The 16,546-nt window shown below is 74.8% G+C and carries 3 protein-coding genes (2 of these 3 only partly in view); all 3 read left to right on the forward strand.

The features are described 5' to 3' along the window. Tightly spaced (each overlapping or abutting the next), the 3 genes in view from ACN261_RS20740 to ACN261_RS20750 form a layout consistent with a single transcriptional unit that may run on beyond the window. Positions 1-4,898: the end of an SDR family NAD(P)-dependent oxidoreductase gene (locus tag ACN261_RS20740; RefSeq protein WP_425851663.1), read on the forward strand. The gene continues 14,113 nt to the left of window position 1, outside the view; 4,898 of the gene's 19,011 nt are visible here — the last part of the coding sequence; its start codon lies off the left edge, out of view; the stop codon is at positions 4,896-4,898. Beyond that, positions 4,895-9,478: an amino acid adenylation domain-containing protein gene (locus ACN261_RS20745; RefSeq protein ID WP_425851665.1), complete on the forward strand. Its 4,584-nt coding sequence runs from the start codon at positions 4,895-4,897 to the stop codon at positions 9,476-9,478. Before ACN261_RS20740 ends, ACN261_RS20745 begins: the two co-directional genes overlap by 4 nt. Continuing rightward, a protein-coding gene (locus ACN261_RS20750; RefSeq protein WP_425851667.1) for an L-histidine N(alpha)-methyltransferase crosses the window boundary here: on the forward strand, positions 9,478-16,546 show its beginning. It continues 12,092 nt past the right edge of the window; the window shows 7,069 of its 19,161 coding nt (coding positions 1-7,069); the start codon lies at positions 9,478-9,480; the stop codon falls past the right edge of the window. The genes ACN261_RS20745 and ACN261_RS20750 overlap by 1 nt, the downstream gene beginning before the upstream one ends.

Genomic DNA, 16,546 nt, shown 5'->3' on the forward strand with positions numbered 1-16,546 from the left:
CGATGATCGTGCGCGCCTACACGGAGGCGGACGTCGATCCGGCCACCGTGGGATATCTGGAGACCCACGGCACCGGCACCGAGCTGGGCGACCCGGTCGAGGTCAACGGGCTGCGGCTGGCCTTCGACGAACTGGCACGCCGGCACGGCCGGCCGCTGCCCGACGACCCGTTCTGCGCACTCGGCGCGGTCAAGGCGAACATCGGCCATCTGGAGTCCGCCGCGGGCGTGGCCGGACTGGTCAAGGTCCTGCTGGCGATGCGGCACGGCGTCCTGCCGCCGGTGGCCGGGCTCGGCGAACCGAACCCGCACCTGCGCCTGGACGGCGGCCCGTTCCAGCTGATCCGCGAGGCGACGCCGTGGCACCGACCGCCGGGCGGCCGCCGCCGCGCCGGGGTCAGCTCCTTCGGGTACGGCGGGGTCAACGCCCACGTCGTGGTGGAGGAGCCGGCGGCCCCGGCCGTCCCGACGGCGTCGACCGGCCCGTGGGTGTTCCCCCTGTCGGCCCGCACCGCGCAGGCGCTGCACCGCTACGCGCTGGCGCTGCGTGCCGCCGTGGACACCGACGTCGAACTGGCGGACGTGGCGCACACGCTGCAGCACGGCCGGGACGCCATGACCGTGCGGCTGGCGGTGACCGCCGGTGACCGGGCGACGCTCGTCGCGGCCCTGACCGCGGCGATCGACGGCACCGGTCACGCCGCGCTGGCCCACCCCGACGGCGTCACGGCGGCCGACCGGTGGACGGCCGGCGCCGACGTCGACTGGCCGGACACCGGCGGCACCCTGATCCCGCTACCCACCTACCCGTTCGAGCGACGTCGGTGTTGGACCGACCCCCGGCCGGAGACGGTTGCCGGGGCCGGCGGGCCGGCGGTCAGCTACGCACCGCGCTGGCGGCAGATCGCGGACCTGGGAACCCACCTGCCGGCGACCGGGACCGTCTGGCTGCTTGGCGACGGCGACTACCCGGCCGCAGACGTGCACCGGGTCACCTCCGCGTCGCTGGAGTCGCTGCCCACACCCGCCGTGGTGCACGCGGTCGTCACCGGCGGCGAGCCGGCCGTCCTGCACCTGTTCCGGGTGATCCGACATCTGCAGACCCGGCCCGGTGGCGCGGGCGACCTCACGCTGACCGTGGTCACCCGGGCCGCTGCCGCGGTGGACGGACCGGTCGTCGACCCGGTCGCGGCGGCCGCGCACGGGCTGGTGAAGTCGACCCGCCGCGAGTGCGAGCGGTGGCGGGTCAGCGCCATCGACGTCGGCCCCGCCGACCCGACGCTGGTCGCGGCCGCCACGCCCGGCGACTACGCGGTGCGCTCGGGCCGCTGGTACCGGCGGGTGCTCCAACCGCTGCACGACGCCGGTACCCGTCCCGTGTTCCGCGACGGCGGGACGTACGTGCTGGTCGGCGGGGCCGGGGACGTCGGCCTGGACGTGGCCGAACACCTGGTCCGCAGCCACCGCGCCCGGGTGGTGCTGGTCGGGCGGACCCGCCCTGCGGGCGAGCGGGCAGCCCGGATCAGCGCCCTCGACCCGACCGGGACCCTGGTGGACTTCCAGCAGGCGGACGCCCGCGACGCCGACCGGATGCGGGCGGTGTTCGACCGGCTCGGCGTGGTCCACGGGGTCGTGCACGCGACCACGGTGGCGCGTGACCGCTCGCTCGCCGCGCTGGACGAGGACTGGTTCGTCGAGGGGCTCATCGCGAAGACCCGGACCACGCTGGCCGTGGCCGAGGCGATCGGTGACCGCCGGTTGGACTTCTTCGCGATCTTCTCCTCGCTGCAGTCGTTCCTCGGCAATCCGGGCCAGGCCACCTACGCCGCGGCCTGCACCGCCCAGGACGCCATCGGCCACGCGCTCGCCGCCCGGCTGCCGTACCCCGTCCGGGTCCTGAACTGGGGACCGTGGTCGGGCTCGACGCTCACCGAGCGTCACCGCAGCCGGTTGGCCGCGGCAGGTTTCCATCCACTCCCGCCCCGTACGGGCATCGAGGTGCTGGCCGGCGTGCTCGACCGGCCGGAGATTCAGGTGGTGGTCATGTCGGGCACCGAGAGCGCCCTGAACGGGATCGGCGTGGAGACGACGGGCCAGTCACCCGGCGTCGCGGCCGTGGAGCCCTGGCGGGAGGCGGTGGCCGCCGAAGCCCCCTGGCGGGAGCCGGTGGCCGCCGAGCTGCTGGCCATGGTGCGTGCGGTGGCCGGGCTCAGCGTGGCCGAACTGGGCGAGGACGACCAGCTCAACCGGTTCGGCTTCGACTCCATCATGTACACCAGGCTCAGTCACCAGGTCAACGTGCGATGGGACCTGGACGCGACCCCCGCGGCGTTCTTCGGGGTGTCCACCGCCAGGGAGCTGGTGGCGAAGATCCTCGACGAGTACGGGGCGGAACTGGCCCGCCACCACCGCCCCCGGACCTCCGCCGCGCCGACCTCCGCCGCGCCGACCTCCGCCGCGCCGGCCCCGCCCGCGCCGACCCCGGCCGCTCCGGTCACCGTGGCCCCCCGGAGCATCGCTCCGGCCGCGCTGACCGGGCCCGTCCCGGACCCGCAGCCGACCGCCGAGGACGGGGTGGCGATCGTCGGAATGGCCGGTATGCTGCCCGGCTCCGACGACCTGGACGAGTTCTGGGCCCACCTCGTCGCCGGTGACGACCTGGTCACCGAGATTCCACCGGACCGCTGGGACTGGCGGCGCATCCACGGCACCCCCGAACCGGGCGAGTTCCGCACCACCGCCCGCTGGGGCGGCTTCCTGCGCCGGGTGGACCTGTTCGACGCGGAGTTCTTCGGTGTCTCGCCCACCGAGGCGACCGCGATGGACCCGCAGCACCGTCTCGTCCTCGAGGCGGCCTGGACGGCGATCGAGGACGCCGGCATCCGCCCCTGCGATCTCGCCGGCTCCGACACCGGCGTGTTCGTCGGCAGCAGCACCTACGACTACTTCGAGCTCCAGCACGCCCTGGCGGTGCCGCTCGACGGGTACCACACCGTCGGCCGGGCGCACGCGATCCTGTCCAACCGGGTGTCGTACCTGCTGGACCTGCACGGCCCGTCCGAGACGATCGACACCGCCTGCTCGTCGTCGCTGGTCGCCGTGCACCACGCGGCGGAGGCGATCCGCAGCGGGGAGTGCACGGTGGCGCTGGCCGGCGGCGTCAACGTGATCGCGTCACCGACGCTGTTCGTGGACATGAGCCAGGCCGACATGCTCAGCCCGGACGGTCGCTGCCGGGCCTTCGACGCCCGCGCCAACGGCATCGCCCGCGCCGAGGGCGCCGGCATCGTGGTGCTCAAACGACTCAGCGCCGCCCTCGCCGACGGCAACGTCATCCACGGTGTGCTGCTCGGTAGCGCGATCAACCACGGCGGGCGCAGCAACTCGCTCACCGCGCCGAACCCGGCGGCCCAGGCCGCCTGCATCGTCGCCGCGCACCGTCGGGCCGGGACCGACCCGCGCACGGTGACCTACGTCGAGACCCACGGGACCGGCACCGAGCTGGGCGATCCGGTCGAGATCGAGGGACTCAAGACCGCCTTCCGTCAGCTGTACGCCGATCGTGGCATCGACGGCGGGGGACATCGGGTCGCGCTGGGCGCGGTGAAGAGCAACACCGGTCACCTGGAGGCGGCCGCCGGGGTGACCGGACTCATCAAGGTGCTGCTGGCCATGCGGCACAGGGAACTACCCGGCAATCCACACCTGGAGACGCTCAACCCGCACCTGCGGCTCGACGGCAGTCCACTGCACGTGCTGCGCGGCAACGAGCCGTGGCGGCCCGCCGTCGACCCGGACGGCGTCGAGGTTCCACTGCGCGCCGGCCTGAGCTCGTTCGGTCTCGGCGGTGTCAACACGCACCTGGTCCTGGAGGAGTTCCCCGTCCGGCCCGGTGCCGGTCGGCCCGGCCCGCACCTGTTCGTGCTGTCGGCCCGGGACGCCGAGCGGCTGCGCGGGTACGCCGAACACCTGGTCCGCTGGGTGCGGGACGCCACCGACGTGGACCCGGCGGCCCTGGCCTACACGTTGCAGACCGGCCGGGAGGTCTTCGCCCAACGGCTCGCCGTGGTCGCGGACGGCACCGCCGCACTGGAGCGACGCCTGACCGGGTGGCTGGCCGGGACGAGCGACGACGGCGTCAGCGTGGGCGACGGCCGGGGGACCGCCACCGCGTTGCTGCTGGACGGCGTCGAGGGACGGCAGTACCTGCGCGCCGTGATGACGGCCGGAAAGCTCGACAAGATCGCCCGGCTGTGGGTGGACGGTGCCGCGATCGACTGGGCCGACCTGTGGCCGGGGGAGCCCGTACGGCGGATCGCCGCCCCGACCTCCGCCTTCGCCCGGCAGAGCTACTGGATCACGCCCGGACCACGCTTCGACCGGGTGCAGGCCGCGGCGACCGGGCTCGTCGCAGCCGATCCGGCGCAGGTCGTCGACGCGGTGCCGGAGGCGGTACCGCCGGACCCGGCACCGGTGGGCGCGGTGGCCCCCGCACCCACGGCCACCGGCACCGGCGGCGACCCGGAGGCGGCGGTACGCGACCACGTCCGCGACCTGCTCGCCGCGCACCTGGGGATGGACCCGGACCGGCTGTCGCCCGACCGGGTGCTCTCCGACGTCGGCGTGGACTCGCTGGGCCTGCGTCGCCTCAGCCGCCGCCTCGGGGCCACCTACGGTGTCGACGTACCGACCCGTCTGTTCAACGTCGGGCAGACCGTACGCGCCCTGGCCCGGACGATGCACGAGACGTACGGGCCGCTGCCCGCAGCCGTCGCGCCGGCACCCGTCCCGGCCCCTGCCCCGGGCAACGGTATCGGCGCCCTGCTGGCCGGGCTGCGCGACGGATCGGTCAAGGTCGACGACGTGCTGGCCGACCTGCGGTGGGGAAACGGCCGATGAGCCCGGCACTGCGGGACATCCTCGCCGCCGTCGCCGCCGGTGAGCTGCCCGACGACGTCGCCGAGTCGCTGTTGCGCGGCCTGACCGGTCCGGGACCGGAGACGGCCGGACCGTACCCGTTGAGCCGCGGTCAGGCGGCACTCTGGGCGATCCACGCCAGCCGGCCCGGCACCACCTCGTACAACCTCCCGTTGGGGCTGTGGCTGGGTGACGGGGTCGATCCCGGGGTGCTCACCCGGGCCCTGGTCGCCGCGGTGCAGCGGCAGCCGGGGCTGCGGATCGCCGTCCGCCTGGACGGGGGCACACCGGTGCAGGAGATCGTCGAGCGACCGGTCGAGGTGGTGCGGCTCGACCTGGGGCACGTCACCGACGGGGAGTTCACCGCCCGGGTCCGACGTCTGGTGCACACCCCGTTCGACCTGGAACACGACCCACTGCACCGGATGTGGTTGATCACGGCACCCGGGGACCGCACCCTGCTGCTCCTGGTGTTCCACCACCTGATCACCGACGGGATCTCCAGCCACCTGGTGCTGCGCGACATCGTGGCCTGCCACGACGCGCTGGCCGGCCCCGGCGTCCTGCCACCCGTCGAACCGGCCGCCAGCTACCGCGAGTTCGTCCGCCGGCAGCAGGAACTGCTCGACGGGCCGGCCGCCGCGACGCACCGCCGCTGGTGGCTCGACCGGCTGGCCGGCGCGTCCAGCGGGCCCGTCCTCGACGCGATCACCGACCGGCGGCGGACCGGGCCGGCCACCGGGGACACCGGCGCGATGGTGCAGTTCCGCCTGCCGCAGGCCAGCTGGGCGGCCGTTCGCCGCACCGCCGGCGCGGCCGGGCTCACCCCGTTCAGCGTGCTGCTGGGCGCCTTCAGCGTGCTGCTGCACCGGCACTCCGGCCACCGTGACGTCAGCGTCATGGTGCCGACCGACGGCCGGATCTCCGAGCGGTTCGACCGCACCGTGGGCTACCTGATCAATCCGGTCGTGGTGCGGGTGGACTGCGACCCACGGCGCAGCTTCGCCGAGCTGATGACCGCCGTGCACGACCACATGGCGCAGGCCGAGGAGCACAGCGACTACCCGTTCGCGGCCGTGGTCGGCGACCTGCGCCGCGAATCCGGCGCCGCGGTCTCCTTCGACATCGGCTTCTACCTCCAACAGGGTGTCGGCGGCGACCAGGACATGGCCGCCGGGCAGACCGTCTTCCGAGACGCCCTCGAACTGACCCAGGAGGGCGAGAACCCGCTGGTCGTCGAGGTCGTGGTGCGCGGACCAGCGGCGCTGGTGTACGTCAAGTACGACCGTGAGCTGTTCGACCGGACCACGGCCGAGCGGCTGGCCGAGCACTTCCGGCTGCTGCTTGCGGCCGTCACCGCCGACCCGGGGCAGCGGATCGGTGACCTCGCCCTCACCACCGCGCAGGAGCACGCCCTCGTCGAGCGGGCCAACGCCACCCGGGTCGGGCGGCCGTACGACGTGACCGTGGCCGATCTCGTGCTGGCCCGCGCGGCGTCGGCCCCGGAGCGGGTCGCGGTGGTCGACGCCGACGGCACGACCGGCTTCGGTGAGCTGGCCGGGCGGGTGCACGCCCTGGCGCGAACCCTCGGTGCCGCCGGGGTGACCCGTGGCGACCTGGTCGGCGTGCTGTCCGGCCGGCGGGCCGCGATGATCGCGGCGATGCTGGCGGCGCACACCGTCGGTGCCGCGTACGTGCCGCTCGACCCGGACTTCCCACCCGCCCGCCTCGCCCACGTCTGCACCGACGCCGGTCTCGCCGCGGTCCTCGTCGACCCCGCGTACGCCGACCGCCTGCCCGCCACGGCACCGGGCACCCGGATTCCGCTCGACGGCACCGCCACCGCGGCCCCCGGTCCGGTGGTCGCCTGCCGCGACGACGACCTCGCGTACGTGCTGTACACCTCCGGCTCCACCGGCCAGCCCAAGGGCGTCGAGGTCACCCACGGCAACCTGGTCAACTTCCTCACCGCGATGGCCGAGCAGCCCGGCTGCGCCGACGACGACGTGCTGCTGGCCGTCACCACGGCCGGGTTCGACATCGCCGGCCTGGAACTGCTGCTGCCGCTCACCCGGGGCGCCACCGTCCACCTCGCACCGGCGGAGGTCACCCGCGACGGCTTCGCGCTCGCCCGTCTGCTCGACGACAGTGGCGCGACGATCGTCCAGGCGACCCCGGCCACCTGGCAGATGCTGCTGGCCGCCGGCTGGCGCGGCCGGGTGCCCCGGCTGCTCTGCGGTGGGGAGGCGCTGAACGCCGAACTGGCGGCGGAGCTGCTGGACCGGGCCGGCGAGCTGTGGAACATGTACGGCCCGACCGAGACCACGATCTGGTCCTCGGCGCTGCGGGTACGCCGCGACCGGCCGATCACCGTCGGCACCCCGATCGCGAACACGACGTTCCACCTCGCCGGCCCGGACGGTGACCCGGTCCCGTTCGGCGCCACCGGGGAACTGCTGATCGGCGGGGACGGCGTCGCCCGGGGCTACCGGGGCCGTCCCGAGCTGACCGCCGAGCGTTTCGTCGTGCGGGACGGGCAGCGCCGCTACCGCACCGGGGACCTGGGCCGGTGGACCGACAACGGCGAGATGCTGCTGTCGGGCCGGGCCGACCGGCAGGTCAAGCTACGTGGCCACCGCATCGAGCTGGGCGAGATCGAGGCGGCGATCCGCCGTACCGGCGTGACCACCGAGGCGGGCGTGGTCCTGCGCGACGAGCAGCCGCGCCTGGTCGCCTTCGTCGTCGCCGACCCTGAGGCTGCCGCGACGGTCGTCGCGCGGATCGGGGAGTGGCTGCCGGCGTACATGATCCCGTCCCGGACCGTGCCTTTGCTGCGGCTGCCGATGACCCCGAACGCCAAGGTCGACACCGTCCGGCTCGCCACCGCCCCGCTCGACGAGCTGATCCGTGACCTCGGCCACCCGCAGACGCCACGGGCACCCCGGCCGGACGACAGCGGCCGGCTGCTGGCCACCCTGCGGGAGCTGGCCGCGGGAGTGGCCGCCGTCGACCCGGACGAGATCCCGGTGGACCGGCCGCTCGGCGAGGCCGGCTTCGACTCGGTCGGTTTCACCCGCCTGGCGATGGCGGTCCGCGTCCGCTTCGGCGTCCCGGTCAGCCCCACGCTCTTCTACGCCCACCCCGTCCTCACCTCCCTCGCGGCGCACCTGGGCGCCACCCACCCGGCAGCGGTCACGGACAGCGGACCCGACGCCGGGTCGCCGACGGTGACGCCGGTCCGGGTCGCCGGATCCGACGCACCGCCGCCGCGCACCGGCTATCCGCCGGTGGCGATCGTCGGCGTCGGCGGCCGGTTACCGGCGTCCGGGTCGCTGCGCGAGTTCTGGACGCACCTCGCCGAGGGCCGGGACCTCACCGAGCCCTACCCGGTGGGGCGCGGCTTCTCCGCGCGGCTGTTCCCGGAACGGTTCCGCGGATCGTTCGTGCGGGACGTCGACGCCTTCGACGCGGCGCGGTTCCGGATCTCGCCGCGCGAGGCGGCTCAGATGGATCCGCAGCACCGGCTCCTGCTGCACGCCGCCGACGAGGCGCTGCTCGACGCCGGGCTTCGGCCCGCGGCGCTGGCCGGGAGCCGCACCGGGGTCTTCGTCGGTCTCAGCGGCGCCGACTACCTGAGTCTGCTGCCCCCCGGATCGCCGGACATGGGTGACCACTTCCTGATCGGCAACGTCGCGTCGATCGCCGCCAACCGCATCTCGTACGTGTACGACCTGCGCGGCCCCAGCGCGGTCTACGACACCGCCTGCTCCAGCTCCCTGGTGGCGATCCACCGCGCGGCCCGTGCCCTGCACCTCGGCGACTGCGAGCTGGCCCTGGCCGGCGGCGCGAACCTGCTGCTGTCCCCCCACGGGTTCACCGGCCTGCGTCGGGCCGGCATGCTCAGCCCCGACGGCAGGTGCAAGACCTTCGACGAGCGCGCGGACGGCTACGGCCGGGGCGAGGGCGTGGTGCTGCTGGCGCTCAAGCTGCTGGACCGGGCGGTGGCCGACGGTGATCCGGTGCACGCCGTGCTGATCGGCTCGGCCGAGAACCACGGCGGCCACACCCACTCCCTGACCGTGCCCAACCCGCAGGCTCAGCGCGACGTCCTGATCGCGGCGCACCGGGCGGCGGCGGTGCCACCCGACACGATCGGCTACGTCGAGGCGCACGGCACCGGGACACCGCTCGGCGATCCGATCGAGGTGGACGCGCTGCGGGAGGCGTTCGCGCAGCTGTACCGCGACTGGGGACTGCCGGTCGTGCCGGGGCGCACCGGACTCGGCTCGGTGAAGGCCAACATCGGCCACCTCGAGGCCGCCGCGGGTGTCGCCGGAGTGGTGAAGGTGCTGCTGAGCATGCGACACCGGCTGCTGCCCGGCCTGGTCGGCCTGTGCACCCCCAACCCGATGATCGATCTGACCGGCAGCCCGTTCCGGCTCCAGGCCGAGACACAGCCCTGGGAACCGGCTGGGGGCGTACCGGCACGCGCCGGCGTCAGCTCCTTCGGCATGGGCGGCAGCAACGTCCACGTCGTGGTGGCGGAAGCGGAGAGGCAGTGATGGGCAACAGCACCGAGGACCGCGCCGCCCGGCTGATCGTCCTGTCGGCCGCCGGCCGCGAACAGCTCGACCGGTACCGCACCGAGCTGGTGGCATGGTTGCAGGCGCACCCGCAGACGACGCTCGACCAGATCGAGAACACCCTGTGGACGGGCCGGGAGGAGCTGGCGGAACGGCTCGCCGTGGTGGTGACCAGCGTCGCGGAGCTGACCGAACGGCTCCGTGACGGCACGGGGACCGTCACCGGCACGGCCACGCGCACCACCGGTGAGCCGGTCGTGACCGGCGACCCGCACGAGGCTGCCAGGCTGTGGGTCGCGGGTGCCGCGGTGGCCCCGCCGCAGCGCACGGGCCGGCGACCGGCCCGGCTGTCACTACCGCAGCCGCCGCCGGTGACCCACCGGTACTGGATCGACCCGCCGGCCACCCTCGCCGCCGATCCGGCCGAGCGGACCCTCACCGGCGACGAGTTCTACCTGCGCGACCACGCCCTGGGCCAGGTGCGCATCCTGCCCGCCGTCGTGGCCCTCGAATTCGCCGTCGACGCCGCCGCCCGGGCCGGGCACGGCACCGCGACGGGCGTCGAGAACGTCATCTGGGCCCGACCGGTGGTGCTCACCGGCGAGCCGGTCCGGGTGCGGGTGCGCCTGGTGCCCGCCCCCGACGGCGTCGCCTACGAGCTGCGCCGCGTCGACGGCACCCGGGACGGGGAGCTGTGCTCGACCGGGACCCTGCGCTTCGACGACGTCGAGACGGTGGCCCCCCTCGACCTGACCGCCGTGCGTGCCCGCCTGCCCCGCACCGCCTCGGCGGACGACTGCTACGCGGTCTTCACCGCGCTCGGCGGCGGGTACGGACCGAGCCTGCGCGGGTTACGCGGCATCCGTAGCACCCCCGGCGAGGCGCTGGCCGAGGTCGGCGTGCCGGACGCCGCCGACCTGCCGTTCGAGGACTTCACCCTGCACCCCTCCCTGCTGGACGCGATGCTGCAGGCGGCGCTCTGGACCGCCGCCGACCCGTCCGCCCCGCGCCCGCGCGAGCTGCCATTCTCCATCGACCGGGTGGAGATCCTCGGGCCGCTGCCGGAGCACGGGTACGTCCACGCCGTTGCCACCGGTACGGGACACGACATCGCCCTCGCCGCCGCCGACGGCCGTGTCGCCGTCCGGCTGCACGGTGTCGTCACCCGCGCGGTCCGGGACCAGGCCGACGCGGTGGCCACCCACCTGCTGGCCCAACGGTGGCGGGACGCCCCGGTGCGCCCCGCTGTCCCGGCGGGGCGCACCGTGGTGCTGGACCCCGGCTCGGACAGCCCCTTCCCGAGCCCCGACCCGCTGGTGGTGGTCCGCCTCGGCGACGACGATCCGCTACCCGGCCTGATCCGGCTCTTCCGGGCCTGGGCCGCGCAGCCGAGCCGGCGGCCGGTCCGGGTGCTGCACGTGTTCCGACCGTCCGGTGCGGCCACCGACGCCCGCCTGCTGGCCCTGGACGGCATGGCGCGCAGCATCGCCAACGAGCATCCGGACTTCCGGGTCGCGGTGATCACCACCGATGACGCCGACCCGCGGGCGGTCGCCGCCGGGGAGGCCGCCGCCGAACACGAGTTCCGGGTCCGGTACGCCGCCGGCGGCCGGCAGGTGGCCCGGTGGGAGCCGATCGTCCCGGCACCCGCCCCGACGCCGCTGACGCCGCACGGGACGGTGCTGGTCACCGGCGGCGCCGGCGTGATCGGCCGACACCTGGTCACCCACCTGGGGCCGTCGGCGCGGTACGTGCTGACCGGGCGGTCCGCCGACGCCGACCTGAGCGTCCTGCGTGCCGCCGGGATCGACGTGCACTACCTGTCCTGCGACCTGGGCGCGCCGGGCGCGGCCGAGCGGTTGGTCGCGCGGGTCCGTGAGACGTTCGGGCCGCTGCGGGGGGTGCTGCACCTGGCCGGCGTCACCCGTGACTCGTTCCTCCTGCGCAAGACCGACGAGGAGATCGCCGCGGTGCTGGGGCCCAAGGTCCACGGCACGCTCGCCCTGGACCGGGCCACGGCCACGGACCCGCTCGACTTCTTCGTCTGCTTCTCCTCGATGTCCGGGGCGGGCAGCCCGGGACAGGCCGACTACGCCTACGCCAACCGCTTCCTCGACGCGTTCACCGCCTGGCGACGCGACAGCGACCGGCCCGGCCGCAGTCTCAGCGTGCTGTGGTCGCTGTGGGCCGACGGCGGGATCCGGATGGACGCCGACGACGCCACGCAGGACCGCATCGTCCGCCGCTCCGGGTTGCGTCCACTGCCGACCGCGGCCGCCCTGGCCGCCTGGGACAGGGCGTTGGGCCACGACGGCGACCACGTGCTGGTCGCGCACGGGGAGTTGGACCGCATCCGGCAGCTGCTCGACGCGCCGGCACCGGTCCCGGCAGCGGCACCGGCCCCGGCGGCGACGCCGGCCGACGCCACCGCTGCGGTCACCGCGGTCGCCGAGGAGTTCCTGCGGGGCGTGCTGGCCGAGGTCTTCGACTACCCGCCGGAGGACATCGACGCGGACACCGCGTTCGAGCAGTACGGCATCGACTCGCTGCTGATCATGGACCTGACCCGGCGGCTCGAGGACCACTTCGGATCGCTGCCGAAGACCCTCTTCTTCGAGTACCAGGACCTGCGCGGCCTCGCCGGCTGGTTCGCCGAGCAGCACGGCGCCCGCCTGACCGAACTCGTCCCGACGACACATCCGGCACCGGAGCCGCCGGTGGTCCCGGCCGCGGTGACGGCCCCGCGACCCGACCACGCCGCACCCGGGTCCCCGCAGCCGGAGCCCATCGCGATCGTCGGCGTCGCGGCCAGGTTCGCCGAATCCGACACCCTCGACGAGTTCTGGGCGAACCTGCGGGCCGGCCGCGACCTGATCACCGAGATCCCGGCGGACCGCTGGGACTGGCGTGACTACGACCAGGCCACCCCGGCCGACCGGGCGGCCCGGTACAGCCGGTGGGGCAGCTTCCTGCGGGGCATCGACCGCTTCGACCCGCTCTTCTTCGGCATCTCCCCCCGGGAGGCGGAGATCATCGACCCACAGGAGCGGCTGTTCCTCCAGACCGCCTGGCACGCCATGGAGAACGCCGGACACACCCGGGCCGGCCTGCGGGGCCGCCGCGTCGGGGTCTACGCCGGCGCCATGTACGGCCTCTACCAGCTCCACGAGGCCGCCGACGGCCGGATCGGCGCGTCGTCGCACGCGTCCATCGCCAACCGCGTCTCGTACACCCTGGGCCTGACCGGTCCCAGCCTCGGCGTGGACACCATGTGCTCCTCCTCGCTGACCGCCATTCACCTCGCCGTCCGCGACCTGCGCTCCGGTGAGACCGAGATGGCCTTCGCCGGGGGTGTCAACCTGCACGTCCACCCCTACAAGTACCGGTTCCTCGGCCAGGGCGGCTTCACCTCCAGCGACGGCCGGTGCCGCAGCTTCGGTGCGGACGGTGACGGCTACGTGCCCGGCGAGGGCGTGGGCGTGGTGCTGCTCAGACCGCTGTCGGCCGCCATCCGGGACGGCGACCACATCCACGGCGTCATCCTCGGCACCTCCGTCAACCACGGCGGCAGGACCAACGGTTTCACCGTGCCCAACCCGGTCGCCCAGAGCGACCTCGTGGAGCGGGCGCTGGCCGAGGCCGGCGTCACGGCCGCCTCGCTCGGTTACCTGGAGGCGCACGGCACCGGTACCGCCCTCGGCGACCCGGTGGAGATCCGGGCGCTGGCCCGCGCTCTGGACGCCTCCGGCCTACCCCGCGACAGCCTGCCGATCGGCTCGGTGAAATCCAACATCGGCCATCTCGAGTCGGCCTCCGGGATGGCCGGACTCTGCAAGGTGCTCCTGCAGATCCGGCACGGGGAACTCGTACCGTCGTTGCACGCGGACCCGGTGAACCCGAACATCGACTTCGCCTCCACGCCGCTGCGGGTGCAGACCGAGGTGGCCCCCTGGCCCCGCCGGGGCGGGCAGCCGCGCCGCGCCGGCATCAGCTCGTTCGGCGCGGGCGGAGCCAACGCCCACCTGGTGGTCGAGGAACACCTCGCCGCGCCCCCTGCGGCCGCCGCGCCGGGCCCCCGGCTCTTCCCGCTGTCGGCCCGTACGCCGGAAAGCCTGCGCCTGCTGGCCGGGCGGCTCGCCGACGCCGTGGCCGACGGCCCCGCCGACCGGCTCGCCGACGTGGCGTACACCCTGCAACAGGGACGTGAGGCCTGGGCCGACCGCATGGTGGTGCTCGCCTCGACGGCGGACGAGCTGGTCGACCGGCTGCGCGCGGGCACCGGAGACGGCGTGTGGACGGGTAGCGTCCGCGGCCGCAACGCCTCCCGTGCCGTCGTTGCGGCCGGCACGGACCTTTCGGGCCTGGCGGCGGCCTGGACCGCCGGCGCGACAGTCGACTGGGGTGGCACCGGTCGGCGGCTGCCGCTGCCCGGCTACCCGTTCGAGGAACTGCGCTGCTGGATCACCGAGCAGACCTGGGCACCGCCGACGGTCGGACCGGCCACGCACCCGCTGCTCGGCGCGATCGATCCGGCCGGCAGCATCACCGGACTGACCTACCGAACCACCTTCCCACCCGGGCATCCGCTGATCGACGGACACCGCGTCGGCGACATGCGCCTGCTTCCCGCCGCGGCGGTCCTGGAGATGGCCCGGGCGGCCGCCGCGACCGTCGGCCACCCGGTGCCGGTCCGCCTGCGCGATGTCCGCTGGCTGCGCCCGTTCGTGGTCGCCGACGCCACCCGCCGCCTCGCGACCCGGCTGCGCAGCGACGGCACCGGCCTGGTCTTCTCCCTGCTCGACGACGCCGGTGACCTGGTGGCCGAGGGGGGCGTCGAGACACTGACCGGCACCGTGCCGGAGCCCGTCGCGGTCGAGCGGATCCGGACGGCCCTGCCGCACCGGCACGACGGGGCGGCCGTCTACGCCGACCTCGCCGCCGCCGGCCTGGTCTACGGCCCCGCCCTGCGTGCCGTCGAATGGATCGTGTCGGGCACCGGGGAGGCGCTGGCCAGCCTGCGCCTGCCCAGCGGGGCCGCCCCGTTCGCCGGCTGCGCGCTGCCGCCCGCCCTGGTCGACGGGGCACTGCACACGTTCGCGGTGCTGCGCGACCCCACCGACGGACCGGCGATGGTGCCGTTCGCGCTCGCCGCCGCCGAGGTTTTCGCGCCCCTACCGGACCAGGTGTACGCCCACGTCCGGGCCGTCGGCCCGGACCGGTACGACCTGACCCTGACCGACCGGGCCGGCGGCGTCTGCGTCCGGCTACGTGACCTGGCCCTGCGCCCGGCTCCCGGGGCGCGGGCGTCCCGGGTCGGGTCCGCCGTGGCCGGGCCGGCGGTGGACGACCTGATGTACGTACCCCGCTGGTCCCCGACTCCGGCCGAGCCCCTGACCGTGGACGACCCGGACACCTGGGTGATCGGTCCTGCCGCCGCCGCTCCGCTCGCCGCCGTCCTCGCCGCCCGGCTCGGCGGTGCGGTCACCGACATCGGTGCCGACGGCTCCGTCGTACCGCCCGGGCGGCCGGGCCACGTGGTCGTGCTCTCCGGCCCTGCCACCGGCCGCACCGACGACCTCGCCGCCCTCGACCGCGCGCAGGAGCACGGCGTCCTGGCCCTGTTCCGCGTCGCCAAGGCGTTACAGCGGTCGGGTGCCCCGGTACGGCTCACCGTGGTCACCGAAGACGCCCTGAGCACCGGCCCGGAGCCGGTCGGCAACCCCTACGCGGCGAGCCTGCACGGACTGGCCCTCTCCCTGGCCCGGGAACACCCGCGCTGGCGGGTGGCGGTGGTCGACCGCTCGTCGACCGATCCCCTGTCCGCCGACGTCTTCGACGTGCCCGCCGGCGGCCCGTACGCCCTGCGCGCCGGTGTCCTGCACCGGCGGAGCCTGGTCCCCGTCACCGCCGCCGCACCCCGCGAGGCGATCCGCCACGGGGGCGTCTACCTGATCCTCGGCGGCGCCGGAGGTATCGGCCTGGAGCTGACCGAATGGCTGGTACGCGGCTACCGGGCGAGGGTGGTGCTGGTCGGCCGCAGCGAGCTGGACGACGGACGTCGGGAACGACTGCGCCGCCTGGACCCGGCCGGCGAGCTGGTGTCGTACCGCAGGGCCGACGCCACCGACCCGGCGGCACTCGCCGACGTGGTCACCGCTGTCCGGAGCCGGCACGGCGCGTTGCACGGGGTCGTGCACGCCACCATCGTGCTGCGTGACCAGATCGTCGCCACGATGACCGAGGAGACCTTCCGGACCGTCCTCGACGCCAAGACGCGGACCTCGGTGGCACTGCACCACGCCATCGCCACCGCCGCCGGGCTCGACTTCGTGCTGTTCTTCTCCTCCGCGGTGGCGCTGTCGGGCAGCGCCGGGCAGGCCAACTACGCCGCCGGATCGACGTTCGAGGACGCGTTCGCGCAGCACCTCGACGGCGTCCTGCCCGCCCGTTCGGCCGTCATCAACTGGGGCTACTGGGGCACCGTGGGCATCGTCGCGGACGAACGGTACCGGCAGCGACTGGCCCGGACCGGAATCCGGTCGATCACCCCGGCGGAGGGCATGGCGGCGGTGCACGACGTGCTGGGTCGTACCGACCGGCAGGTCGTGGTGATCAAGGCGGACGCCGGTGTGCTGGCCGCCGCCGGGGTCGAGCGGCCGGGGGACCCGGCCGGCGACGACGAACTGGCGCCGTCGGCGGCCGCCCTGGCACCGGTCGCGCCGCTGTTGACCGACGCCGACCAGGCGTCGCTGGACGGGATCGTGACCGGCTGGCTGTGGGAGCTGTTCCGCAACGAGGGCGTGTTCCGCAGCGACGACGAGCGGTGGACCGCCGCCGACGTCCAGCGACGGCTGCGGATCGCCGACGGGCAGTCCCGGCTCTTCGCCGAACTGCTGCGGGTGCTCACCGCGGCCGGCTTCCTGCGCGACGACGGCACCGCGCTGGTCCCCACGAACCGGTCGGCCCCGGTGGACCCGGAGAACGAGCTGATCGCACTCTGCGCGCGCCAGCCGGCACTGAACCGCATCGACCGCCTGCTGAGGCCCT

It is taken from the genome of Micromonospora sp. WMMD723 (assembly GCF_049863385.1).
Classification (GTDB): domain Bacteria; phylum Actinomycetota; class Actinomycetes; order Mycobacteriales; family Micromonosporaceae; genus Micromonospora; species Micromonospora wenchangensis.

What these genes read in the sequence shown, in the direction of transcription:
- ACN261_RS20745 (WP_425851665.1), top strand. Translation starts at nt 4,895, where the DNA reads ATGAGCCCGGCACTGCGGGACATCCTCGCCGCCGTCGCCGCCGGTGAG.